At 51.3% G+C, this 22,943-nt stretch carries 25 protein-coding genes, 1 pseudogene and 1 riboswitch; of the genes and pseudogenes, 18 read left to right on the forward strand and 8 right to left on the reverse strand.

Going from position 1 to position 22,943, the window contains the following annotated elements:
- The coding region (locus DI14_RS01100) for a transposase (protein WP_034804114.1) at positions 1-193 on the forward strand (193 nt) is incomplete at its 5' end.
- Between the two features lie 122 nt (positions 194-315).
- On the opposite strand, the gene DI14_RS01105 is transcribed toward DI14_RS01100, so the two are convergent.
- The gene (locus DI14_RS01105; protein WP_034804115.1) at positions 316-1,698 is read right to left on the reverse strand and encodes a sodium:alanine symporter family protein; all 1,383 of its coding nucleotides are present in this window, start codon (positions 1,696-1,698) and stop codon (positions 316-318) included.
- Positions 1,699-1,794: 96 nt separating this feature from the next.
- On the opposite strand from DI14_RS01105, the gene DI14_RS01110 reads away from it, so the two are divergent.
- The 9 genes from DI14_RS01110 to DI14_RS01150 all read left to right on the forward strand — a co-directional run bounded on the left by DI14_RS01110 (position 1,795) and on the right by DI14_RS01150 (position 10,242).
- Complete coding sequence (locus DI14_RS01110) at positions 1,795-2,067, forward strand: acylphosphatase (RefSeq protein ID WP_034804117.1); 273 nt, start codon at positions 1,795-1,797, stop codon at positions 2,065-2,067.
- A gap of 243 nt (positions 2,068-2,310) precedes the next feature.
- On the forward strand, positions 2,311-3,630 hold the full coding sequence (gene brnQ, locus DI14_RS01115; protein ID WP_034804119.1) for a branched-chain amino acid transport system II carrier protein: 1,320 nt from the start codon (positions 2,311-2,313) through the stop codon (positions 3,628-3,630).
- Positions 3,631-3,738: 108 nt separating this feature from the next.
- Entirely contained in the window at positions 3,739-4,920 is a 1,182-nt protein-coding gene (locus DI14_RS01120; RefSeq protein WP_034804121.1) for a tetracycline resistance MFS efflux pump, read from the forward strand.
- 18 nt (positions 4,921-4,938) lie between these two features.
- A complete protein-coding gene (locus DI14_RS01125; RefSeq protein WP_034804124.1) occupies positions 4,939-5,784 on the forward strand; it encodes a DUF72 domain-containing protein in 846 nt (281 codons plus the stop codon).
- 16 nt (positions 5,785-5,800) lie between these two features.
- The gene (locus tag DI14_RS01130) at positions 5,801-7,138 is read left to right on the forward strand and encodes a bifunctional UDP-sugar hydrolase/5'-nucleotidase (protein ID WP_034804127.1); all 1,338 of its coding nucleotides are present in this window, start codon (positions 5,801-5,803) and stop codon (positions 7,136-7,138) included.
- A 49-nt stretch (positions 7,139-7,187) separates the two neighbouring features.
- Positions 7,188-7,565: a YutD family protein gene (locus DI14_RS01135; RefSeq protein WP_034804130.1), complete on the forward strand. Its 378-nt coding sequence runs from the start codon at positions 7,188-7,190 to the stop codon at positions 7,563-7,565.
- 156 nt (positions 7,566-7,721) lie between these two features.
- On the forward strand, positions 7,722-8,027 hold the full coding sequence (locus DI14_RS01140; RefSeq protein ID WP_034804131.1) for a hypothetical protein: 306 nt from the start codon (positions 7,722-7,724) through the stop codon (positions 8,025-8,027).
- A 102-nt stretch (positions 8,028-8,129) separates the two neighbouring features.
- On the forward strand, positions 8,130-8,807 hold the full coding sequence (locus DI14_RS01145) for a DUF975 family protein (RefSeq protein WP_081825792.1): 678 nt from the start codon (positions 8,130-8,132) through the stop codon (positions 8,805-8,807).
- Positions 8,808-9,036: 229 nt separating this feature from the next.
- Positions 9,037-10,242: a YibE/F family protein gene (locus DI14_RS01150; protein WP_051622489.1), complete on the forward strand. Its 1,206-nt coding sequence runs from the start codon at positions 9,037-9,039 to the stop codon at positions 10,240-10,242.
- A gap of 169 nt (positions 10,243-10,411) precedes the next feature.
- Here DI14_RS01150 and glpX read toward each other — a convergent pair whose 3' ends face one another.
- Positions 10,412-11,392: a class II fructose-bisphosphatase gene (gene glpX, locus DI14_RS01155; protein ID WP_034804133.1), complete on the reverse strand. Its 981-nt coding sequence runs from the start codon at positions 11,390-11,392 to the stop codon at positions 10,412-10,414.
- 158 nt (positions 11,393-11,550) lie between these two features.
- On the opposite strand from glpX, the gene DI14_RS01160 reads away from it, so the two are divergent.
- Both DI14_RS01160 and DI14_RS01165 read left to right on the forward strand, forming a co-directional pair.
- Positions 11,551-11,994, forward strand: coding sequence for a DUF86 domain-containing protein (locus DI14_RS01160; RefSeq protein WP_034804135.1), 444 nt, complete (start codon positions 11,551-11,553; stop codon positions 11,992-11,994).
- A gap of 4 nt (positions 11,995-11,998) precedes the next feature.
- Positions 11,999-12,778: a TIGR01457 family HAD-type hydrolase gene (locus DI14_RS01165; RefSeq protein ID WP_034804136.1), complete on the forward strand. Its 780-nt coding sequence runs from the start codon at positions 11,999-12,001 to the stop codon at positions 12,776-12,778.
- A gap of 19 nt (positions 12,779-12,797) precedes the next feature.
- On the opposite strand, the gene DI14_RS01170 is transcribed toward DI14_RS01165, so the two are convergent.
- The gene (locus tag DI14_RS01170) at positions 12,798-13,055 is read right to left on the reverse strand and encodes a NifU family protein (RefSeq protein ID WP_232819607.1); all 258 of its coding nucleotides are present in this window, start codon (positions 13,053-13,055) and stop codon (positions 12,798-12,800) included.
- 102 nt (positions 13,056-13,157) lie between these two features.
- Between DI14_RS01170 and DI14_RS01175 the strand changes: the two genes are divergently transcribed.
- Positions 13,158-13,439: a DUF1462 family protein gene (locus tag DI14_RS01175; protein WP_034804138.1), complete on the forward strand. Its 282-nt coding sequence runs from the start codon at positions 13,158-13,160 to the stop codon at positions 13,437-13,439.
- Between the two features lie 40 nt (positions 13,440-13,479).
- On the opposite strand, the gene DI14_RS01180 is transcribed toward DI14_RS01175, so the two are convergent.
- A complete protein-coding gene (locus tag DI14_RS01180) occupies positions 13,480-14,916 on the reverse strand; it encodes a S8 family serine peptidase (protein WP_034804140.1) in 1,437 nt (478 codons plus the stop codon).
- A 332-nt stretch (positions 14,917-15,248) separates the two neighbouring features.
- Between DI14_RS01180 and DI14_RS01185 the strand changes: the two genes are divergently transcribed.
- A complete protein-coding gene (locus DI14_RS01185; protein ID WP_034804143.1) occupies positions 15,249-16,535 on the forward strand; it encodes a globin-coupled sensor protein in 1,287 nt (428 codons plus the stop codon).
- Between the two features lie 46 nt (positions 16,536-16,581).
- On the opposite strand, the gene DI14_RS01190 is transcribed toward DI14_RS01185, so the two are convergent.
- Positions 16,582-17,637 (reverse strand): NAD(P)/FAD-dependent oxidoreductase, encoded by a 1,056-nt coding sequence (locus DI14_RS01190; protein WP_034804146.1) that lies wholly within the window; start codon positions 17,635-17,637, stop codon positions 16,582-16,584.
- 98 nt (positions 17,638-17,735) lie between these two features.
- Between DI14_RS01190 and DI14_RS01195 the strand changes: the two genes are divergently transcribed.
- Both DI14_RS01195 and DI14_RS01200 read left to right on the forward strand, forming a co-directional pair.
- Complete coding sequence (locus DI14_RS01195) at positions 17,736-17,972, forward strand: YuzB family protein (protein WP_034804163.1); 237 nt, start codon at positions 17,736-17,738, stop codon at positions 17,970-17,972.
- Positions 17,973-18,173: 201 nt separating this feature from the next.
- Entirely contained in the window at positions 18,174-19,385 is a 1,212-nt protein-coding gene (locus DI14_RS01200) for a NupC/NupG family nucleoside CNT transporter (RefSeq protein WP_034804149.1), read from the forward strand.
- Between the two features lie 97 nt (positions 19,386-19,482).
- Here the strand turns inward: DI14_RS01200 and DI14_RS01205 are convergent, their stop codons facing one another.
- The gene (locus tag DI14_RS01205; RefSeq protein WP_034804152.1) at positions 19,483-20,061 is read right to left on the reverse strand and encodes a nucleotidyltransferase family protein; all 579 of its coding nucleotides are present in this window, start codon (positions 20,059-20,061) and stop codon (positions 19,483-19,485) included.
- Between the two features lie 74 nt (positions 20,062-20,135).
- Positions 20,136-20,723, reverse strand: coding sequence for an ECF transporter S component (locus DI14_RS01210; RefSeq protein WP_034804154.1), 588 nt, complete (start codon positions 20,721-20,723; stop codon positions 20,136-20,138).
- Positions 20,724-20,884: 161 nt separating this feature from the next.
- Positions 20,885-21,026: riboswitch (FMN riboswitch) on the reverse strand.
- Between the two features lie 96 nt (positions 21,027-21,122).
- Between DI14_RS01210 and DI14_RS01215 the strand changes: the two genes are divergently transcribed.
- Positions 21,123-21,479 carry an iron-sulfur cluster assembly accessory protein gene (locus DI14_RS01215; RefSeq protein WP_034804156.1) on the forward strand — a complete coding sequence of 119 codons (357 nt, stop codon included), beginning with the start codon at positions 21,123-21,125 and terminating at the stop codon, positions 21,477-21,479.
- Positions 21,480-21,586: 107 nt separating this feature from the next.
- Positions 21,587-22,441 carry an NAD-dependent epimerase/dehydratase family protein gene (locus DI14_RS01220; protein WP_034804158.1) on the forward strand — a complete coding sequence of 285 codons (855 nt, stop codon included), beginning with the start codon at positions 21,587-21,589 and terminating at the stop codon, positions 22,439-22,441.
- A gap of 383 nt (positions 22,442-22,824) precedes the next feature.
- On the opposite strand, the pseudogene DI14_RS15315 reads toward DI14_RS01220, so the two are convergent.
- Positions 22,825-22,943: pseudogene (locus tag DI14_RS15315) on the reverse strand (ferredoxin--NADP(+) reductase); the annotation flags it as partial.

Below are 22,943 nucleotides of genomic sequence, written 5' to 3' on the forward strand. Positions count from 1 at the left end.
TACGGATGAGTTCAAGGACTATCGCCGCAAGCGCTTCGCCATCGAGGCGAAAAATAGTCAATTGAAGAACCCGCAAGGTCTGGCGCGCAACAAGACGTCAGACCTGAAAGGCATGACGTTACAGGGCGTGATGGCAATCATTGCGGTCAACCTGAAGCGAATCATCGCCCTTCGAAAAGAAAATACAGGATGAGGGCAAGGAAAAAAGAGGGATTGTCCCGACGTGAGTCGGTTCAATCCCCCTTTTTTCTTTTCACGCTCGGATAGAGCGGAGGTTTTTCAGTGCCCTCTCGCGCATGCGGCCGGGTCTTCGCATCAGGACGCCTTCTCTTCGGCGACATCTTTTTTGTAATACTTCTCTGACGTAAAGAACTCGGTCGTCAGTCGCTTCACTTCACCGCTCAAGAGCAAGACGGCAATCATGTTCGGGATGAGGATCATTGCGAGCATCAAATCGAGGAAGTTCCAAATCACTTGGGCTCCACCGATCGCACCGATGACGATGGATGCGATGTAGACGATCTTCATGAAGAAATCTGCCTTCAATCCGAATAAATACTCGGCTTGGCGTGAGCCGTAAAAGATGATGACGATAATCGTCGACAAGACGAAGAAGATGAGTGAGATGGTGACGAGTAGACTGCCTGTATACCCAAAGTATTCACGGAACGCGATTGTCGTCAACGCAGCTGGATCACTCATTGCTCCGTCACGTGTCCAGACACCTGATGACAAGACAACGAAGGCTGTCGTACTACAAATGATGAGCGTATCAATGACGATTCCAATAACCGCCCAGAAACCTTGACGCACCGGATGATCGGTTTGCGCAGCCGCATGGGCGATTGGCGCCGTACCAAGCCCGGCTTCGTTCGAGTAAAGTCCGCGGGCAAAGCCCCAACGGATCGTCTCAGCGACAGCAGCACCTGCAAAACCACCGAGTGCGGCCATCGGCTGGAACGCATACGAGAAGATGAGTCCGAGCACGTCTGGAATTTGCGTGATGTTCATCAAAACGATGACGAGTCCGGCACCGACATACACGAGCGCCATGACAGGTACAACGACTTCTGTCACTTTTGCAATTCGTTTCAAACCACCGAAGACGATGACACCGACAAGGGCGGCGACGACGAGGCCGGTGATGAGCGTATTCCCATCAAACGTCTCGCGCACGGCTGAGCTGACGGCGTTGCCTTGTACCATGATGCTCGGAATAAGTTCAATCATGAGCGCGAAGGCGAACCATGAGGCGAGCCATTTCATGTTCAACCCTTTCGCCATGTAATAGACCGGTCCGCCAACGAACTCACCGGCCTCATTTTTCTCGCGATAGCGGACAGCGAGGACGCTCTCGGAGAATTTGATGGCCATTCCGACGACGGCGATGACCCACATCCAAAAAATCGCACCCGGTCCCGCGAACATAATCGCTGCTGGTACACCGATGATGTTCGCGGCACCGACTGTTGAAGACAAGGCAGATGTCAAGGCTTGTCGTGGACTGATGTCACCTTCACCTTTTGGTTTTTTGAACACACTGCCGAACGTTTGCTTCACTATGTATAACGGGTATCGAAATTGGAAAAAACCTAATCTAATCGTGAGAAAGATACCGGACAAGACGAGAAGGGAGATGATCGGGACACCCCAAAGCCAATCTGAAAACTTCATTACGCTATCAATCAATACATTCACCGAGTCACTCCTATACCATTATTTTACTTATATATTGTTTCCTATCTTTTAATCGATTAAACCTGATTGATCAAATTTAGAGGAGGAGAAGTTTATATGGCGATTGCAAAACGACTGATTGTATCTGGCCACGTCCAAGGAGTTGGGTTCCGTTACTTTACCCAATCGACCGCGCTCGCATATAAAGTGAAAGGATGGGTTCGCAACTTGAGTGACGGAACAGTTGAGATTCATGCCGAGGCGGAGGAGGAACAGTTCGACTCGTTTAAACAGGCGTTACGAGACGGGAATCGTTTCGTCGGGGTCGAACGAATCGAGGAAACAGATATAGCTGAAGAAGGGCATCAAAAATTCGATATCCGTTATTGACCAATTGTTCAACAAATTCCAATATAACGGCTTGACAACTGGGCTTGCTCTCTCAAACGAGGGAGCTTTTTGTGATGAAAAATCCACTTTCCCAAAAAATAAACATCTTTTTTACGGATAGGGTGGTCAAAAAAAGTAAAGTGTGTATAATGAAATAGACCAAGCACTTATTTGTCAGAAAATTTAGTCATTTATCACGAATGTTTACACGGAAGGTATTACAATGTATGTGGAGGTAGTTGTATGAAAAAATCGACATTATTCCCGTTAGCGTTTACGATTTTCGCGTTATTCTTCGGGGCCGGGAACTTACTGTTCCCACCGATGCTAGGTGCGATGGCGGGCGAGAACCTCGTCCCAGCCATGATTGGCTTCGTCATTACTGGCGTCGGCCTCCCGCTTCTGGCACTGTTCGCGGTTGCGCGAGTCGGTGGAGGCTCGGATCAAATCGCTCGGTACATTCCGAAGCGTCTGGCGCTCCTTTTGACGGGACTAATGTACGTGGCAATCGGACCGTTCTTCGGGATTCCACGGACGGCAGCCGTCACGTATGAGATGGGACTTGCGCCGTTCCTTAGTGCACCATCGACGCTCACGCTCGCCCTCAGCTCAACTGTCTTCTTCGGATTGACCTTCTTCTTGACGCTCCGCGCTCAGAAGTTGATTGAAATCATCGGTCGTATCATCACGCCGATCCTCCTGCTCTTGCTTGCGGCCATCGGAATCACGAACCTCGTGGCTCCACTCGGGACGCCGTCAGCACCGGCAGCAGGATACGAGACGTGGGTTGGAGCGCTCGGTGAAGGCTTCAAACAAGGCTACTTGACGATGGACGTCTTCGGCGCTCTCGTCTTCGGGGCAATCGTTCTTGTCACGCTTAAAGCGAACGGGATGTCTGACCAAAAAGAGGCGTCATCGCTTCTTAAGACGTCAGGGATTCTTGCCGTCACGTGCTTGATGCTCGTCTATATCTCACTCGGTTCAATCGGTGCGAACATGGCGGGCGTCACAGGTGCGACAGATGGTGCGACGTTGCTTCAAACGTTCGCTGGATCATCGTTCGGTCAAATCGGGATGCTCGCGCTCGGTGCAACCGTCTTCCTCGCTTGTTTGACGACGGCCGTCGGACTCATCTCTGAGTTCTCGCGCTTCATCAGCAACACGTTCGAGTCACTCAAGTACTATCAAGTCGTTATCGCGACGACGCTCTTCGGTTACTTGATCTCGCTCGTCGGACTCGGAACATTGATTCAAATCGCAGTACCGCTTCTTACACTCTTGTATCCGGTCATGATCGCGCTCGTCCTCGTATCCATCACAGAGCGCATCCAACGCAACCCTCATGTTGCAATGAAAGCGACCGTATACACGGCGCTCGTGCTCTCGCTTTTCGAGACGGCGCATGGTTTACAGCCGTCAGCTGTGACGGCTTGGATCACGAACTTGCCAATGGCTGAGATCGGGCTCGCCTGGGCAGTTCCGACGTTAATCGTCTACGTAATCACGTTGTTTCTTCCGAAACGACAATCGCGTGAGCGACTCGTCCAATCACGCATCTCATAATTGAGTCGAACCCATCCTCTGGTCAAGGATGGTTTTTTGCTGTCTTATCGTTTGCTCATTCCAATCCTGAACAAGTAAAATGAATAGGTGAAAAGGAAGTGACAAACGTTGACTAAAAAACAAAATAAACAATTGGCGATTCTCATGCTCAACATGTTCATCGCCGTCGCAGGTTTCGGAATCATCATTCCGATCATCCCTGACTATTTGAAGATGATCGGGGAAGGCGGGACGGCCGCCGGTCTGATGATTTCCGTCTTTGCCGGTGCGCAGCTGCTCATGTCGCCGGTAGCCGGGAAGTGGGCCGATGTGTACGGCCGGCGTCCGATGATTATCGCCGGATTGATCGGCTTCACGATTTCGATGGGTGTCTTTTACTTATCTGATAACTTGACCGTCTTACTTATTTCTCGGGCAATCGGGGGTGTCGGGGCAGCACTTCTCATCCCGGCCATCTTTGCCTACGTCGCGGATATCACGACGCTCAAGCAACGGGCGAAAGGGAACAGTTATATTTCCGCGGCAATGTCGCTCGGGATTGTCATCGGACCAGGAATCGGCGGCTTCTTTGCCGAGTTCGGATTGAAAGCGCCGCTGCTCCTGTCGGCAATCGTCTCATTCGTCGCCGTCATCTCGTCCATCATTCTATTGAAAGAACCGGACCGAGAAATCGTACCAGTCACGTCCGACACAGAATCGCTGCCGCGCCAGCTGATCTCTTCAACGAGGAAACCTTATTTCTTCGTCCTCGTCATCAACTTGGTCATGGCGTTCGGGCTCATGGCCTATGAATCCGTGCTCGGCTTGTTCGTGAGCGAGACGTTCAGCGCGACACCGCAACAGATTGCGGTCATGATCACGGGGACGGGTATCGTCAGCGTCATCGTGCAACTGTTCGCCGTCGATCGGCTCGTGTCGTTGTTCGGGGAAATCAAAGTCGTGCTCATCTTCATCTTGCTCGCGGCGCTCGGCTTCTTGTTCTCGCTATTCGCGGGATCTTATGCCATCTTTTTCGCTGTTACGCTCATCATCTTCTTGTCGACATCCATCCTCCGTCCGGTGCTCAACACGCTCGTGTCGAAGATGGCCGATAAAGAACAAGGATTTGCGATGGGGATGAACAACGCCTATATGAGTATCGGGAACATCGTCGGCCCGACGCTCGCTGGAATCGCATTCGACATCGATATGCGTTATCCATTCATCATGGGACTCGTCTTGCTACTCATCACGTTCGGCGGGACGCTGAATTGGACGAGACGAAAACAAGTCGCCACGTTCGAACAATAAAAGAAGGAGGGAGACAAGATGATTTATGTCGGTGTGACCGGGTGGGGAGACCACGATCTCCTCTACACGAACCCGGAAGAGCGAAAACATAAACTATCGACATATGCGGGGCACTTTCCGACCGTGGAAGTCGACTCCTCGTTCTATGCGATCCAACCGGTCAAAAACTATGAGAAATGGAACCATGAGACGCCGGATACGTTCCAATTCGTCGTCAAAGTTTCCAGGGAAATGAGCGGGCATGACCGAGAACCGAAACTTCCACTGAAGGAAGTCTTCGAGCGATACCGGACCTCGGTCGAGCCTCTGAAGCAGGCAGGGAAGTTACGGGCGGTGCTCGTCCAACTCCCACCTTGGTTCGACGTCTCGAAACTCCATCTCGACTACTTGCGGACGATCCGCGCAGAGCTCGCCGACTATGAGGTCGCCATCGAGTTTCGCAACCCGACCTGGTTCTCTGAGGCGTTCCGGGACCGGACGCTCGCCTTCTTGACCGAGCAACGGTTCATCAACACGATTTGCGACGAGCCGCAGACGAAAGAGAGCAGTATCCCGTTCGTCCCGGTCGTGACCCATCCATCGGTCGCTGTCGTCCGTTTGCATGGACGAAACACTGCGGGTTGGCTCCGAAAACCGGGAATGACGAGCCAGGAATGGCGTCACGTCCGTTGTTTGTATCGCTATAGCGAAGAAGAGCTACAACAGTTGGCGGATGCGCTTAAAAAAGTCGATGAGGCTGCGGACGATGTGTACGTCTATTTCAACAACAACTCGGCCGGCGATGCTGTGCCAAACGCCAAACGTTTGATTGAGATACTCGGTACCGAGTATGAGCTCGCGCCGAGCCAAATCAGTCTGTTTTAAAAAGAGAGGGGCGGCCATGGACACGATTACGATGTTTCATTACAACGATTTACACTCAAAATTTCAGACGTGGCCACAACTCGTCTCGTTTCTAACTGAACGCCGACAGGCCGATACGCTCGTCTTTGATCTCGGGGACCACGCCGACCGGACGAACCCGGCGACGGAAGTGACGAAAGGGCGTGCCAACGTCCGACTGCTCAACGAAATCGAACCGACAGCGGTGACGATCGGCAATAACGAAGGCATCACGTTCCCACACGATTGGCTCGACGCCTTGTATGAGGATGCGACGTTCCCGGTACTTCTTTCGAACGTATACCATCAAGACGGGACACGTCCGGATTGGGTGACGGAAACCCTCGTCTTAGAACGGGCCGGTATGCGAATCGGCCTGTTCGGGGTGACGGCGCCATATGAGGAGCTATATCCCGAACTCGGCTGGCAAGTCGAGTCGCCGCACGAGGCGACCGCCCGCTCGCTCGAGTTGCTCGCGGACTGCGATATCATCGTCGCGTTGAGCCATCTCGGTTTCTATGCCGATGAACGGCTCGCCACGGCGTTCCCGCAACTCGACGTCATTTTAGGGGCGCATACGCACCACGTGCTCGATGACGGTGTCGTGAAGAACGGCGTCTTAATCGCCCAGGCCGGGAAATTTGGCAAGTACGTCGGCGAAGTGACATTGACGGTTGACTCGGGGCGCGTCATAGCGAAGCGGGCTACCCTACACGATCTATCCGACCGCCCGTTCGATGGACCGACAGAGCAGACGCTACGACAGGAATACGTAGAAGCGCAACGATTATTGGACGTGACCGTCGCCGTGACGCCAGGTTATGCGTCGGATTGGTTTGGTCCATCTCCAATCGCCGAGCTGTTGGCGGACGGGCTGACGGAATGGTGTGATGCCGAGGCTGGCGTCATCCCGTCCGGTGTATTGCTCGACCGGTTACCGCCGGGCGATGTGACGCTCGATATGCTACATCGGATTTGTCCGCACCCGATCAACCCGTGTGTGCTGACGCTCGACGGGACGACGCTCATCCGCTTTTTAGAGGACGTACATGAAGAGGCGTTCACTTCCATGCACGTCCGTGGTCTCGGATTTCGCGGGACCGTGCTCGGGCTGCCGACGCTCCATAACATTGAGTCGACGGGCGGACGGTGGACGATTTCCGGTAAACTGATTGAAGCGGCGCGCACGTATCGCATCGCAACGGTCGACATGTTCACGTTCGGACCGCTCCTGCCGTATTTGGCCGAGCAACAAAAACGATACTTCATGCCGGAGCTGTTACGAGACGTACTGCAAGAGACGATTAAGCGTCATCACGTCCTCCGAAAAGGATGAGGCGGCAGAGGAGAGCGCATGATATGATAAGAATGTGGAGGTGTGAGTCATGATTAGAGTGAATCGCCACGGCTATACCGTCATCGAAGAAAAACGGGACGGGTTTGACGAAGAGGCGTTCATCGCGCGTTACAGCGATGTGCTCGATAAGTACGACTATATCGTCGGGGATTGGGGACATGGTCAGCTTCGTTTGAAAGGGTTTTACGAAGCCAAATCGAAGTTTGCCACGTACGATAATCGAATCGACCATATGATGGATTACGTGTATGAATACTGTAACTTCGGCTGTCCGTTCTTTGTTTTGAAAAAAGAGACGGAGATTGATGAGGCGGAAGACGGTCCGGTCTTTGGTGGAACGAAACAACCGCTCAAGTTGAAGCGGAAATTTAAAAAAGCAGAAGAAACCGAGTCTGCCGAAACATGACGCGCTGATGACATCAGCGCTTTTTTTGTTACAATCTTTTCCAAAGTGTTTCGTTTAGGTGAAAAGACGGTGTGACAGGTTTAGACCCTTAAAGATTGTGATACCTTATTTATAAGATGTTGTTTAGCGTTTTGAAGGTACGGAAGAGGTGAGTGGATGGAACACGCACAAATGACGACCGTCGGCGATCGTGACGACGTCCATAACCGGATTCACAATTTAGGGTTAGGGCTGTTGACGATGTTGTTTTTCGGACTTGGAAGCATCATGACCTTTTATTTTACCGCCGCGGTTTTATTATTTGAAGTAACACACGTCTTGTTCATCCGTCGCTTCGAATATCGACATGCATTTTTAAGAACGCGTTTGTTTAAAGCAACCTCACTTGCTGCGGTTGCAATCGGAGTGCTCTTATTGATTTTATCGATGTCGCAATTTTTCTTAGGCAATGTGATGTACTGAAAGGGAGAAGGGAAAACCTTTTTCCCTTTTTTCGTATTTTCATGAAACTTTTTCATTTGTTTCACGTACACTAAGGAAAGATTATAATAAAGGATGGATGATATGACAGCTCAATGGAAAAAACACGCACGTGACATGTTGGCAGGGAAATGGTGGCTTCTTGCCGGAATCTTAATTGTGTTTACGGCGCTGAACGCCATTCCACAATTCTTTTCGCCCCCGGTCGACCCGGATACGGTGCCGACGACGAATGAGACGATTCTCACGTTTGTCTCGCTCGTCTTATCGCTATTGATTGCGCCGCTTTCAATCGGCTGGTCGTGGATTGCGCAAGACGTATCACGCGGGAATAAGCCCGTCATCTCGACATTGTTCGCACCGTTTCGTAACAGTTACGTGAAACACGTTCTCGCACCGATCTTGATGGGAATCTTCATTTTCCTTTGGTCCTTATTACTAGTAGTTCCAGGGATCATCAAATCGTTCTCTTACTCGCTCACGTATTACTTGTTGCGTGATCAGCCGGAACTGTCTGCGCTCGAAGCAATCACAGAGTCGCGCCGTTTGATGGATGGACACAAGATGGAAGCGTTCAAACTCGTCTTGTCGTTCATCGGTTGGTTCTTCGCCGGAATTTTGACGCTCGGAATCGGATTCTTGTTCATCTATCCGTACTTCTCGACGGCGTACGCAACGTTCTACGAGTCGATTCAACAAGAGCAACACCCGGAATCACAATTCATGACGGACCATTCGACGGATGGCCCGACTGGATTCTAAATCGTTTGATGAAAGCGACTGACCCTTGTACCGAGGGACGGTCGCTTTTTGTAATGGTGAATCCTCGTATACCATTCGTATCCGTTAACGTGGCATCAATAGACAACCGATCCTTTTATATTACAGTTCAATATAAAAATGAAGATATGAGATGAATCAACATACTCCTATGCTATAATATATTTTCATTGTTGTCATGTTGATTGCACAAAAAGGAGAAAGAAATAACATGTTTAGATTCGTCACCCTCATGATTTTTGCGCTTCTACTGATTCCGTCTTCTGTCTTCGCAAGCTACACGCCACCACCGATGAACCCAGGCGAAGAGGAAATGGTGTATGAGATGCCAGATACCGTCAATACAACTGCCCGCGTCCTTGAAGTCGTTGAAGAGAGGACAGAAATAGAGGAAATAACACAAGAGGAACGAGAGTATCAGCTATTAAATGTCGAGATCTTATCTGGTGAGTACAAAGGCCAGGAAATCGAGATTGAAGGCTTCAATTATGTCGACACGTATTTTGCGAACAGCAATTTTTGGTTTAAGGAAGGGGACCGCATTACCGTCGGACTTCAAATCGAAAATGGTGAAATCACGCGCGCTTACCCAATCGGTTACACGAGGGATGTGCCGACCTACCTTCTAGGTGGGTTATTCATCGCGCTGTTACTCCTCTTTGGGAAAATGAAAGGTCTTAAGTCGGTCATTACGTTAGGGCTGACCGTCTTTATTCTCTTCAAGTTTATGATTCCATATTTGTTAGAAGGGTATAATCCGGTAATGCTCGTTCTTGTTACCGGCGCCATCGTCACGACGCTAACGTTCGTGATCGTAAGTGGTATTTCCTGGAAAACGATTGCTGCGATTACCGGAACGGTCGGCGGATTAGGTGCGGCAGCTTTGATTTCTTTTCTATTCATGAGTCTGATGAAACTGTCCGGTTTTCATGGGGAGGAAGAAATCATGCTCGGCATGCTTGATTCAGAAAACGCGATTGATTTATCCGGCCTCTTGCTCGCTGGGATCATCATCGGGGCGCTCGGTGCCGTCATGGATGTCGCGATTTCGATTGCCTCATCGCTTGAGGAAATCAAACGAAACAATCAACACGCGACGTATAAAGACCTGTTCAAGTCCGGAATGAACGTAGGCGGGGACATCATGGGTACGATGGCGAACACGTTGATTCTCGCTTATGTCGGGGCCTCCTTGCCGATTCTCTTACTGATGAATGCGTATGAATATCCTTTCGGTCAATTAATCCATATGGAACTGTACAGTGTGGAAATCCTGAGGACGCTTGCTGGGAGTATCGGTCTCGTGCTCGCCATTCCGATCACGGCGCTCGTCTCGGCATTCTTGCTTAGTAAAGGAGAAATCCAGACAGCGCAAGATTCAACGACTCGGATTGGTGACCGAGATACAGGCTCATAACGAATATCGTAAACGATTCCTCAATCCAATCAAATCAGGTGGCTCCGGTCTTGCTCCGGGGCCATCTTTTTTGTGAGGTGATTGCCAGTGAAACGCGTTCGACCAGAAAAAAACCTGTATGGCGTCCCCTTACAAAGGGAGAGGCCATACAGGGTTCAAAGCAGATTGATTAGACGTTCACTGGTTGCTTCTGCAGATAGGGTTTGAGTGAGAGCGTATGCTCAGCGACGACTTTACGAATCGTCTTCGTCTTCGAGCGCATGACGAGCGACGTCGTCTCGACGATGTCGTCCGTCAAGAACTTGACGCCGTCGAGCAGTTCACCGGTCGTGACACCGGTTGCGGCGAAGATGCAATCATCGCTCTTGACAAGGTCATCGAGTGTGAGCAATTGGAGCGGGTCTTCAATCCCCATCGAGATGACGCGTGCCGTCTCTTCTTCGTTCATCGGGTGCAGGCGAGTTTGCATATCGCCACCGAGCGCTTTGACGGCCGCTGCCGTGATGACGCCTTCCGGTGCGCCGCCCGTCGAGATGAAAATATCGATCGGGTTCGATTTGACGGCTGCAGCGATTCCAGCCGATACGTCACCATCTTCGAACAATTTGACGCGGGCGCCCATCTGAATGGCCGCTTGTCGCAAATGCTCATGACGGTCCCGGTCCTGCATGATGACCGTCACTTCCTCGATTCGTTTTCCGTTATACAAGGCGGCCTTCTCGATGATCGATTCGAGCGGTTCGTCGAGCGAGACTTTCCCTTTCAAGTTCGGTCCGACGACGAGTTTGTCCATATACATATCTGGCGCGTGGAGGAGGGCGCCTTTATCGGCGACGGCGATGACGACCATCGCGTCTCCGAGGCCTTTGGCGACAATCGACGTCCCTTCGAGCGGATCGACAGCGATGTCGACTTCAGGACCGAACGTCGTCCCGAGACGCTCGCCGATATAGAGCATTGGCGCCTCATCGAGTTCACCTTCGCCGATGACGACTGTCGCATCCATGTTGACCGTGCCGAGTACTTCTCGCATCGCCGACGTCGCGGCGTCGTCAGCTTCGTTCTTCTGACCGCGACCGATCCATTTTGATGAGGCGAGTGCGGCTGCTTCTGTTGCCCGTACGATTTCTAACGCTAATTCTCGTTCCATAGTGTTGTACCCTCCACGTGATATCTATTTAATGTGACATACTAATTAAAGTGTTTATCCGTGGATTAGTGTATCACAATAAAAGAAATGATGTAAATAGGGGAGTTTCTTTTCTCGTTCTTCAAAAAAGATTATGATAAGGGACAGGGGGGATTCGAATGTATTTTGTGAATAGAGAAAAAATCAATGCGACATTGGCCCATATGGAATCGATGCTCGACCGAATCGATGGACTCGTCGGGGACGCGTTCACGGTCGAACTGGCAAAGGAACGGCTCGCCGTCCACTTGATGGAAGGCGTCATTGACGTCGGGAACTCGATGATTGACGGGTTCATCATGCGTGATCCGGGGAGTTACGAGGATATCGTCGACATCTTGCTCGACGAGCGAGTGCTCGATGCGACGACCGCAGAGGCGACCAAGTCGTTGGTGGCATTACGCGCCTACTACGTCCGCGAGTTCGTCACGTCCGACAGCGCGAGGTTTGATGACTGGGTCGCGTCCTCACTTGAGGACTTCCGAGCGTTCCCGGAACAGGTCCGACGCTATCTTGAAGTCGAGCTCGGGCCGGTGTCGGCATTTCTACCAGAAAGCGAGTGATTGGATGGAGACGATTAAAGGCTATTTATTTGATTTAGACGGGACGATGTATGCGGGGACGGACCCGATTCAAGCGGCCGTCGATTTCGTGAACCGACTTGAGGAGACGGGGTTCCCGTACTTGTTCGTGACGAACAACGCCTCGATGACGCCGGCCCAAGTCGCGGACAAGCTCGTCAAGATGGGCGTCCATGTGACCCCGGAGCACGTGTTGACGAGTGCGATGGCGACGGCACGTTATATCGAGAAGATGACGCCGGGGGCGACGGTTTACATGATTGGCGAAGACGGGCTCCGCATCGCGCTTGAAGAGCGAGGTTTCGTAATAACGGATGAGCCGAAAGCGGATTACGTCGTGATCGGGTTAGACCGTCACATCACGTATGAGAAGCTGGCCAAGGGGGCGCTCGCGATTCGAAGCGGGGCGCGCTTCATCTCGACGAACGGAGACGTCGCGATTCCGACCGAACGCGGCTTCTTACCGGGGAACGGGGCGCTCACGTCCGTGCTCGCGGTCACGACAGAGAAAGAGCCGTTCTTCATCGGAAAGCCGGAACCGGTCATGGTCGATATCGCCTTGGAGATGATCGGGCTCTCGAAAGAACACGTCGTCATGGTCGGCGACAACTACCATACGGACATCTTGTTCGGCATTAACGGCGGGATTCGGACGCTTCACGTCAACTCAGGCGTCCACGGACCGGCGTTCATCCGGGAACAAGAAAAACTCCCGACCTACATGGTCGAGAGTTTAGATGAGTGGATGCACGAAAAAAAGGGATGACACACGTCTCCCTTTTTGTTTAGAATACTTGTTCGACTTCGACGATGCCAGGCACTTCTTCGATGAGCGCGCGCTCAATGCCGGCTTTCAATGTGATGGTCGAAGACGGGCAGCTGCCGCAAGCACCCATCAAACGGAGTTTGACAATGCCTTCTTCTACATCGACGAGTTCTACGTCACCGCCGTCGCGAAGCAAGAACGGGCGTAATTTATCGAGTACTTCTTGGACTTGATCGAACATTTCCATGGTATCTACCCCTTTCTGGTTCCCTTTCATTCTAGCAAGTTTGAGATTGTTTCTCAATCATTAACGCTGAGCGTTTCCATCCCTGCATCGGGAACGCGTTTTGTATAATAAGAAACAAGAGGGGGAATCGCCATGAAAATCACAGTATATGGGACTGAAGTCCGATGTGCGAGTTGCGTCGGGGCACCGAGTTCGATTGAAACGTACGAATGGTTGCAAAGTGCACTCGGCCGCAAGTATCCAGAGCATCATTTCGAGTTCGAATATATCGATTTCGAGACGGTCGAGGATGAGTTTTCTGAGGCACTCAAACAAGATGAATGGTTTTATCCGCTCGTGCTCCTGAATGGGGAAGTCGTGGACGAAGGGGTCGTCCAGTTGCGGAAAGTGTATGCTGCCATCGACCAAGCGTAAAAAGAGTCGGACGTGTCCAAGGGACGCGACCGACTCTTTTTTAACGGAGCTGGAATGACGTCGTCGCCGAACCGGCCGTGTAGCCTGAGAGCGTCGCGTCTGATTTCACTTGATACGTACCTTTTTGTGAAGAAGATGTCGTCGAGAGCGTGAACGTGATCGAACCGTTCGCTGCCGTCTTGCCTGTCCCTGTTAACGTCGCGCCGTTCGGTTGCGTGACCGTCACGCGGACGTCCGCGTTGGCGACAGCTTGACCGTTCGCATCGCGAACCGTCGATGAGATCGAGACTTGTTCACCGGCAGTGTACGTTGCTTTTGACGTTGTGACTGTCGTCGCGAGCGCTTGAACTGGTTGCGATGTGCCGCCAGAAGCTGGAGCTTGAACGAGCCCGTTACCGAACCACGTGTCGCGACCAGTCGGACCGAGATCGATGACGTCTTGCGACAAGCGTGTGCGGAGTTGCGATGCTGAGAGCGAAGGATACGCTTGTTTCATGAGCGCCAAGTTACCCGCGACGTAAGGTGTCGCCATCGATGTACCGCTCAATGGACCGTAGCCGCCATTGTAAAGCGTCGAGTTGATGTTCACACCTGGAGCTGCGACTTCGACCGCACTACCTGTCGCTGAGAACGAGGCGCGGTTGTTGTTGATATCCGTCGCTGCGACCGCGATGGCTGAGCTGTAACGAGCCGGGTAGTTGACGAGGTCGCCTGTTCCGTCTGCGCGTCCGTTGTTCCCGGCAGCAGCAACGACGAGGATGCCGGCGTTGTTGGCGCGGTCGACGACTTGTTGAAGTGTTGACGAGTGACTCGTCGTACCTAAGCTCAAGTTGATGATATCCATTTGATTCGAGATCGACCAGTCGATTCCGGCGATGATACTCGATAAGCTACCGCTACCGTTTGCTTCAAGTGCTTTGACGGCATAGATACTCGCTTCGTGGGCGATTCCGACCGTTCCGATGTTGTTGTTGCGAGCGGCGATAATTCCGGCAACGTGAGTCCCGTGACCGTTGTCATCGGCGTATGAGCTCGTCACGCTACTGAACGAGGCACCGCCCGAAATCGTTAAGTCAGGGTGTGCCGAGATGCCGGTATCGACGACGGAGATTTTGACGCCTTTCCCGGTGAATCCACTTTGCCAAGCGGCCGGCGCTTTAAGTTTTGGAATGCCCCAGTCTTGTGTCTGGTTTTCGATTTGAACCGTTTGGTCGACTTCGACGTGGGCGATGTTCGGGTTGTTCTTCAAGCCATTAAGTGCAGCTTTCGGCACTTCGAGCGCCGCGGCCGGAATGTTCGCGTATTGCTGACGAACTTCGAGTCCAGGAATCGAGAGCGGGTTCTTCTTGGCCGAATCCTTGAATACGACGATGACACGTTCTTTCCCGTTGTCGCTAGATGCATCCGCGACTTGTGGAGCAGATGACAAGACGAGGAGCGAGGCCAGGACGGTACTGCAAAGTTTTTTCTTCTTCAATGTGGTTCCCCCTTTAGGTTATGTAGGCGTTTTTGACGCGTCCGCCGGTCTGATGAGGCGACGAGCGACGCATGTTGTTTGCCGTGTCCATAATGTAACAAGGATTTCCATTGGGATGTAGATGTCAATTGTATCAATATTCTGAATATTAAAAATGTGGAAACGGGGACATCGGTTCAGGACTTTTGTCACATTGATGAATCGAAATTTCGCATGGGAAACATCATATAATTCTTGCGGTTATAGGCATTTTAAATATGTTGGGAAAAAAATAACCTAGCTTTAAACATTCAATAAATTAATACGATATATACACTAAAGGGGGAATTTACATGTTCTTGAAACAAAAGCCAAGCACGATTTCCTTACAACCAATGCACGAACTACCGTTTGTTGTCATTGAGTTAAGTGACAAGATGGAGGTTCAACGACAACTCATTCGACTCGAGATGGATGATTTAGCGCTATTGAGAACATATCGAAAAGAACTCCAAGCATTGACCCCGACTTTAGTCCACGTATTTTATGAGGAACTTGAAAAAATTGAAGAGATGCGAGATATGATTCAACGTCACTCCTCGTCTGATCGCTTGAAACTGACACTTTCAAACCATATAGGGGAGATGTTCGAAGGGATTTTGAATGAAGAGTATATTCGCAAGCGGTTAGCAATCGCAAAACGTCACCACTTGATTGGGCTACAAGGCAAATGGTATATTGCGGCCTTCCAAAAAATCTTTGAGAATATCGTGTTGGCGATTCAAGCGGAGCAACTAGAAAATGAGTCAAAGATTAAGCTTATTGTCGCTGTCTCTAAAATATTCAACTTTGAACAACAAATCGTGTTAGAGATGTTTGATGATGAGGCAGAGAACGTGCGACATGAGATTGAAGAGATCAAGTTTGAAGTCACCCGAGCTGTTCAAAAAGCGAGTGAAGATTTGGCAGGTATGACAGAAGAGGTTATGGCTAACTATCAATTAGTGAACGATCGTGCACTTGAAATGGAGAAATCGAGCGGTTTGACCACGGAAAAATTGAAGACGATGCGTGCGTCTTCAGATATCGGAAAACTCGCGATTCAGAAAGAGTCGAGTGCTTTAGGGGAGATTGCAGATGAACTGACGGTATCTGCGAAAGATATTCGAAAATTAGAAGAGTTGACCGGGGACATTGTTGTCATTGCAGACGCTGTTAAGCGAATCGCCAACCAAACGAACATGCTTAGTCTGAACGCGGCGATTGAAGCTGCGCGTGCGGGTGAACAAGGCAAAGGGTTTCATGTTGTCGCGACAGAGGTCAGGCATTTGGCGACTCAATCAAAAGAATCAGCAGAACAAGTCAGCGATTTGGTTCAACGATTGACTAAGCGGATGGATGAGACTTCGAAGCGTGTTATACTCACTGAAAGTCAAATGCAGTTGACAATGAAACGGATGAATGAAATCAATAATACATTCCGTCATATTTCAGAAGCTTCCGAATTAGCAGATGGACAAATGGCACAGCTTGCTATGGACATCAGTGAGATTGTCGACGTAATTGCTGAATTGAGACGAGCGACCGCGCAAATTGCAGACTCATCGTTGGAATTGAATGATACGGCAAAGCGGTTTTAAAAAACAAAGAAGCAGCGCTCGCTGCTTCTTTGTTTTTGGTTTGTATTTATTTAATGACTTTATGCTTCCAGAGAATGCCTGACTTGAGTAACCGCGCCACTTTCCCAGTGAGCGATTGTTTGCCCATGAAGACGCCGAAGCCGGCTTTCTTTCCGAGCGAACCGAGCGTCCCACGGAGTTTGATCGCTGGCAAGTCGGGATATGCCACGCCTTTCCATTTGCAGAGCAACACTTGGACGATTTGCTCGGCCTGTGCCTCTGCCAATTGACCGGAAGGGGCGTAAGGCAGGCTCGCGTTATCCCCGACGATGAAGACGTCCGGCGCTTCCGGGACGTGATGATGCGGCGTCAACTTGACACGGCCACCGCCGTCGAGCTCCCATCCTTGATTGCGGACGACGGCGACCGGTTGAATACCGGCCGTCCAGACAATCAGGTCTGAGGCGAAGAGGTCGTCGTGATTCCATAGCCCGTCCGCATCGACACGCGTGATGTTGGCGTTGTTGATCACGTCGACGCCGTGGTCTTCGAACCAGGTCTGGACGTACATCGAGACGCGATTCGATAAGAACGACAAGACAGAAGGACCGCGGTCGAAGAGACGGACGGTCAAATCCGGACGGCTTTCCCGGAGCTCACTGGCGAGCTCGACGCCCGACAGTCCGGCCCCGACGATCGAGACGACAGAACCGGGCGACAGTCCGTTGATGGCCTGTTGCGTCTTCCGTGATTCTTCGAGCGTTTGGATGCTATACGTGAATTCGGCTGCACCGGGCACGTTATGGTATTTGTCCTCACAGCCAAGCCCGATGACGAGGTCGTCATACGGAACTTTTTCCCCGCTTGCAAGGAGTACCATCTTGTCTGTCGTGTCGATGTCGGTTACTTGGCCGTATATGTAGTCGATTCCTTCTGGGAAGTCGACCCGGATGTCACGGTCTGATACCGTTCCAGCGGCCAATGCATAATACTCTGTTTTTAACCCATGATAAGGCAGTCGATCGACGAGTGTGATCGAGATGTCGTTCAGCTGATGGCTGAGCACACGTTCGATGACACGCATTCCCCCGTAACCGCCCCCTAAGACGACTAATTTGCGCATAAAAATCCCCCTTTGTTACTCTTTAACTGTATCATGTTATAATCTGCCGTAGAAGAACCATTTTCCTGATTCTATAGGAAAGAAAGACGGTGAAAGCAATGATGAATCCAATCATCGAGTTCTGTGCCTCGAACTTAGCGATGGGCTCTCAAATCGCCCGCGCCAAGCTCGAAAGCGACCCTGACCTCGACGTCGTCGAGTACGGTTGTACCGGCTATTGCGGCGTCTGTGCGCTCGACTTGTTTTGTCTCGTCGATGGAGAGGTCGTGACGGGAGAGACGCCCGAAGAACTCGTGACGAACGTATATGAAAAAATCGAAGAGATGGCATGGTAAAAAGTTTGGAGTTTCTTCAAACTTTTTTCTTTTTGACCCGTTGCTTTTTTAAAAACGGTCTGTTATATTCAAAGAGGTTCGAATGTAGGTTGTCTGACGTTTAACATCAAAAAAAGAAAGCGTTTCAAACGGTAGGACACATCTTGTTTCGGGTATGACACAAATAATAGCTTTTCTTAATATGAAAGGAGCACAACACCAATGAATATCATGAGCGTGGTTGGTATTTTGGCACTAATTGGAATCGCTTACATCTTTTCAACCAACCGTAAAGCCATCAAATGGCGCACTGTCATTGCCGCTTTCGCGGTACAGTTTACGTTCGCGTTCCTCGTCCTCTTCACATCAGCTGGACGTAACGCGTTAGAATGGATTTCAGGAGGCGTTCAAAAAGTCTTGAATACGGCGAATGCCGGAATTAGCTTCGTCTTCGGTACTGCCGTCGGAGGTGACAACTTCGTCTTCGCCTTCCAAGTCTTGACGATTGTCGTCTTCATGTCCTCACTCATCGCACTTCTTTACTACGTCGGTGTCATGCAGTGGGTCATCCGTATTCTCGGTACAGCCCTTGCGAAAGCACTCGGCACATCACGTAAAGAGTCGCTCTCAGCAACGGCGAACATTTTCGTCGGTCAAACGGAAGCGCCACTCGTCATCAAGCCTTATCTTCCGACGATGACACAATCGGAGCTCTTCGCCGTTATGGTCGGTGGTCTCGCATCGGTTGCCGGTTCGGTTCTCGCAGGATACGCCGCCCTCGGTGTACCGCTCGAGTACTTGCTCGCAGCGAGCTTCATGGCTGCTCCAGCAGGTCTCATGTTCGCAAAAATCATCGTTCCTGAGACGGATGAGCCGGATGACAACATCGAAATCGCGGAAGATGAAGAGAACAAAGCAGCGAACTTCGTCGATGCGGCCGCACGCGGTGCCTCGGACGGTCTCTTCCTCGCCTTGAACGTCGGTGCGATGCTTCTCGCCTTCGTTTCATTGATTGCACTCGTCAACTTGATTCTCGGTGGAATCGGTGGCTTGTTCGGATTCGGTGACCTTACGGTTCAATTGATTCTTGGTTACGTGTTTGCTCCACTCGCATTCGTCATTGGTGTTCCGTGGGCAGATGCGGTTCAGTTCGGTAGCTTCCTTGGACAAAAACTTGTCTTGAACGAGTTCGTTGCCTTCTCTGAGTTCGCACCAATCATTGGCACAGGTGAGCTTTCAGCTCGTACAGAAGCCATGACGGCGTTCGCACTCTGTGGATTCGCCAACATCTCGTCGCTCGCGATCCTCCTCGGTGGTCTCGGTGGTATGGCGCCAAACCGTCGCGGTGACATCGCGCGGATGGGTGTCCTCGCGATTCTCGCAGGTACGCTTGCCAACTTGATGTCAGCCACGCTTGCTGGTCTGCTTCTCTAATCAAACACGATATACTCAGAGTGATCACTTCGGTGGTCACTTTTTTTAGTGTAGATGAATGAATAGCAAAACCCGACCGTAAAAAGGTGGTCGGGTTCTAGCATCCGTGACGAGATACATCCACTTCTTGGAGTCTCGGCCAAGTGGCTTGCCAATTCTTTTTCTGAATCCGGGCACGATAGATGTGATGATGGGGGGAGCCGTCCGTAAAGGCTGGGGTCGGTCGCAGCCTCAATTCGATGATGTCGTCAACACCGTGAGGCGCGGCCACGATCAAGCGGCCGTTCGCATCGAGGCTGACCCCGATGGCGGTGACGGTCTCGGGGAAATGGGCCAAGGCGTCGATTGCCGACTCATAGGGTGGCAATTGATTGACCAGATGCATCCGCGCTTGGTTTTTGACCGACCATGGGACGTTCGGGGACAGGCCGTGTAGTTGTGCCTCGTATTCTTTTTCGATTGCCTCGTCAATTTGAGAACGGTCAAAATAGATGACATCGACGTCCTCGGTCGCCGTCGGTGTTAGATAACCGTGAACGTCATCCCAAATCTTCGACCGGACGTATCCGGCACAAATCCACCAGTCGGGTAGTTCGAGGGAAGCGACATCTTTCAGGAGACGCTTTAATTCTGAATCATTTTCTAAAAATTGAGTGACCTCTTCAATCGTCTTCAATTGATTCCCTCCTATTCTTCCTTAAGCATAGCGTAACCATACAAAAAAGCACCTATTTCTAGGTGCTTTTCGCATTAAGCCTGAAGTTGCATGCGCTGGCGTTCAATCCACGGCTTCAGTTTAATGAAGAGCGGGACGAACAATGCTGTAATCAACAACGCTTTAATGAGGTTGAACGGCAAGATTCCATAAAGGACGAGGTTTGTCTTCACAGCCGGATCGGCCATCTCAGCCATCCCGAAGAAGAACGCGTATGCCGGTAAGATGATTAAATAGTTCAAGATTGCCAAGCTGAGCGCCATCGTGATCGTTCCGGCAAGAAGACCTGAAGCGAGCGCTTTGTTCGTTTTACGTTTATGGTAGAACCAAGCGACCGGATACATGAAGGCGACACCTGCGAAGAAGTTTGCAAGTTCACCGACCGGAACGCCGCCACCGTTAAAGACATAATAAAGGACGTTTTTTAGAGCGACGACCACGACGCCTGCGAGTGGCGAGAAGACGATACCGGCGACGAGCGCTGGGATGTCACTGAAGTCCACTTTTAGGAACGGTGGTAGGAAAGGCAGCGGGAAGTTAAAGAGCATCAGTACGAATGAGATCGCCCCGAGCATCGATAACGTCACCAGTGTAGTCAATCGTTTGTTGCGCGTTGTTTTCATCAAAATCTCTCCTTTTGTCGCTCCTTGATGAATGGCACCCGTCGCATAGAAAAACCCGATTGCATCATAACAATCGGGAGAGTTTACGCGCATACGAAATAGATGTTTCCCGTCGCGGAAAAGACCACGTCAAAGAAAACATCCGAATATCGGTCGGATGCCGCCATCTTCTCCCATCCAGACTATACTGTCGGCTTTCGAATCTCACGAAATCAGCAAGCAACGCCTTGCTCGCTCACGGGCTGAGAAGAACTTGTCTTCAATACCGCCGGTCGGGAATTTCACCCTGCCCCGAAGATGGAACGATTTAATTTTTTTGTTACAGTTTAGTTATACAAGATAATCCACAAAATCTCAAGCGAGTTGACTTGAGATTAAGATAATGAAGGAGGAGTTCAGATGATTCATTTGACAGAATCAGCGGCGCTTCAGGTCATCGATATGATGAAGCAGACCGAACGCCCCGATGGACAGTATTTACGGATCAAAGTACAAGGCGGTGGGTGTACCGGTCTGTCATACGGGATGGGATTCGACGAGGAAAAGACGGACAAGGACGTCCAGTTCGACCATCACGGGGTCCGCGTCATCGTCGCCGAGGCCGACCATGGAGTCGTCGACGGGCTCGAGATTGACTATAAGCAGTCGATGCTCGGTGGTGGATTCACGATTAAGAACCCGAACGCCATCGCGACGTGCGGTTGCGGTTCGAGTTTCCGGACGGCGACGAACGCCGGGACACCAGGAGATTGCTAAACGGGGAGGTTGCAGACATACGTCTGCGACCTTTTTTTGTTCGTAGGTTATTCCAAGGAAATGAACGGGAATATTGGAGACAGAAGGATGAAAAGGGGGCAGGGAGGATGAGAAAAGTACTGATTTTCGGTGGATCGCGCTATTTTGGTAAACGGCTGGCGCTTCGATTGGCAGAGGCGGGAGACGACGTGACGATTGTGACGCGAGGGCAACTGCAAGTGCCGGAGGCGGAAGGCATCCGCTCCATCAAAGGGGACCGTCAATCGGTGGCGACGATGAAAGACTTGTCACGGGAACGTTACGACCTTGTGTACGACAACATCTGTTTCACGCCCTATCAGGCGAAAATCGCAGCCGATGCGTTCATGGACCAAGTCGGGAAGTACGTGCTCACGTCGACGATGTCCGTGTACGCACCCGGCGCCGAGCTGAAGGAGAGTGACTTCAACCCGCTCCATTACGACTATCATCTCGATGCCGAGCACGATTACGGTCAAGGGAAGCGGGAGGCGGAATCGTACTTCTTCAACCGGGCCTCATTCCCGGTCGCGACCGTCCGGCTCCCGATTGTGCTCGGTCCTGACGACTATACGGACCGCCTCAAGTTTTACGTCGATGCGATTCGCCGGGAAGAGCCGATCGTCCTCCATCGTCCGGAGGCGAAAATGGGCTTCATCTCAAGTTTTGAAGCGGCCGCTTTCTTGGAATGGGTCGGCCGGGCGAACGTGACCGGGCCGTTCAATGCGGCGAGCGAGGGGATCATCTCGATGGGGGCGCTCATGGAGCGAATCGGTCAGCATCTCGACAAGCCGGTTCATATCATCAAAGACGGGGAATCTTCGCCTTACGACACGGACGTCGACTATTACATGTCGATTGCCGAGGCGAAAAAGGCGGGCTTCGTTTTCACGAAACTTGATGATTGGATCGACCGGGTCATCATCCAAACGATTCGCAAATGAAAAAACGGCCTCTCATCGGCTGGAATCAATAGATCGTAGAGCGCCACATAAGGGCTCGGCGGCATGTTTGGTAGGTCAGGCATCATCGAAATCGCCTCCAGGATTTTTGGTTACAGCCAGTATAGTCCGGAAGGGGGATGACGTACAGTGTCGCCCTGAGGGCACGACGACTCCCGGGGGAACAGCGGGCAAGGCGAGACCCAGCAGCGACATCGTCGCGATGCGGCTCGCTGACCGCCCCCAGGAAAGCGGCGTGCCGGACAGGGCGGCTCGAATGGCAATGAAAGTAGAGGAGCGTCATCCCATCCGGGACGACGCTCCTCTGCTTAAAATAATTTGAAGTTTTTCAGTGCCCTCCATCAATCAATGAGGGGCCGAATTACTTATTTCCCGGCAAATACCGAGGTCGAATGTTGTGGGTGACGCGCCGTCGGATCGACGAGCTGCTTCACTTGGTTGATGGCAATCGGGGCTTCACCGAAGCCTGTCGCGATCAGTTTGA

It is taken from the genome of Exiguobacterium sp. AB2 (genome assembly GCF_000696055.1).
Classification (GTDB): domain Bacteria; phylum Bacillota; class Bacilli; order Exiguobacteriales; family Exiguobacteriaceae; genus Exiguobacterium; species Exiguobacterium alkaliphilum.

What these genes read in the sequence shown, in the direction of transcription:
- DI14_RS01185 (WP_034804143.1), top strand. Translation starts at nt 15,249, where the DNA reads ATGTTCTTGAAACAAAAGCCAAGCACGATTTCCTTACAACCAATGCAC.
- DI14_RS01210 (WP_034804154.1), bottom strand. Translation starts at nt 20,723, where the DNA reads ATGAAAACAACGCGCAACAAACGATTGACTACACTGGTGACGTTATCG.
- DI14_RS01145 (WP_081825792.1), top strand. Translation starts at nt 8,130, where the DNA reads ATGACAGCTCAATGGAAAAAACACGCACGTGACATGTTGGCAGGGAAA.
- DI14_RS01215 (WP_034804156.1), top strand. Translation starts at nt 21,123, where the DNA reads ATGATTCATTTGACAGAATCAGCGGCGCTTCAGGTCATCGATATGATG.
- DI14_RS01140 (WP_034804131.1), top strand. Translation starts at nt 7,722, where the DNA reads ATGGAACACGCACAAATGACGACCGTCGGCGATCGTGACGACGTCCAT.
- glpX (WP_034804133.1), bottom strand. Translation starts at nt 11,392, where the DNA reads ATGGAACGAGAATTAGCGTTAGAAATCGTACGGGCAACAGAAGCAGCC.
- DI14_RS01150 (WP_051622489.1), top strand. Translation starts at nt 9,037, where the DNA reads ATGTTTAGATTCGTCACCCTCATGATTTTTGCGCTTCTACTGATTCCG.
- DI14_RS01200 (WP_034804149.1), top strand. Translation starts at nt 18,174, where the DNA reads ATGAATATCATGAGCGTGGTTGGTATTTTGGCACTAATTGGAATCGCT.
- DI14_RS01135 (WP_034804130.1), top strand. Translation starts at nt 7,188, where the DNA reads ATGATTAGAGTGAATCGCCACGGCTATACCGTCATCGAAGAAAAACGG.
- DI14_RS01195 (WP_034804163.1), top strand. Translation starts at nt 17,736, where the DNA reads ATGATGAATCCAATCATCGAGTTCTGTGCCTCGAACTTAGCGATGGGC.
- DI14_RS01160 (WP_034804135.1), top strand. Translation starts at nt 11,551, where the DNA reads ATGTATTTTGTGAATAGAGAAAAAATCAATGCGACATTGGCCCATATG.
- DI14_RS01130 (WP_034804127.1), top strand. Translation starts at nt 5,801, where the DNA reads ATGGACACGATTACGATGTTTCATTACAACGATTTACACTCAAAATTT.
- DI14_RS01110 (WP_034804117.1), top strand. Translation starts at nt 1,795, where the DNA reads ATGGCGATTGCAAAACGACTGATTGTATCTGGCCACGTCCAAGGAGTT.
- DI14_RS01165 (WP_034804136.1), top strand. Translation starts at nt 11,999, where the DNA reads ATGGAGACGATTAAAGGCTATTTATTTGATTTAGACGGGACGATGTAT.
- brnQ (WP_034804119.1), top strand. Translation starts at nt 2,311, where the DNA reads ATGAAAAAATCGACATTATTCCCGTTAGCGTTTACGATTTTCGCGTTA.
- DI14_RS01125 (WP_034804124.1), top strand. Translation starts at nt 4,939, where the DNA reads ATGATTTATGTCGGTGTGACCGGGTGGGGAGACCACGATCTCCTCTAC.
- DI14_RS01175 (WP_034804138.1), top strand. Translation starts at nt 13,158, where the DNA reads ATGAAAATCACAGTATATGGGACTGAAGTCCGATGTGCGAGTTGCGTC.
- DI14_RS01220 (WP_034804158.1), top strand. Translation starts at nt 21,587, where the DNA reads ATGAGAAAAGTACTGATTTTCGGTGGATCGCGCTATTTTGGTAAACGG.
- DI14_RS01190 (WP_034804146.1), bottom strand. Translation starts at nt 17,637, where the DNA reads ATGCGCAAATTAGTCGTCTTAGGGGGCGGTTACGGGGGAATGCGTGTC.
- DI14_RS01170 (WP_232819607.1), bottom strand. Translation starts at nt 13,055, where the DNA reads ATGAAAGGGAACCAGAAAGGGGTAGATACCATGGAAATGTTCGATCAA.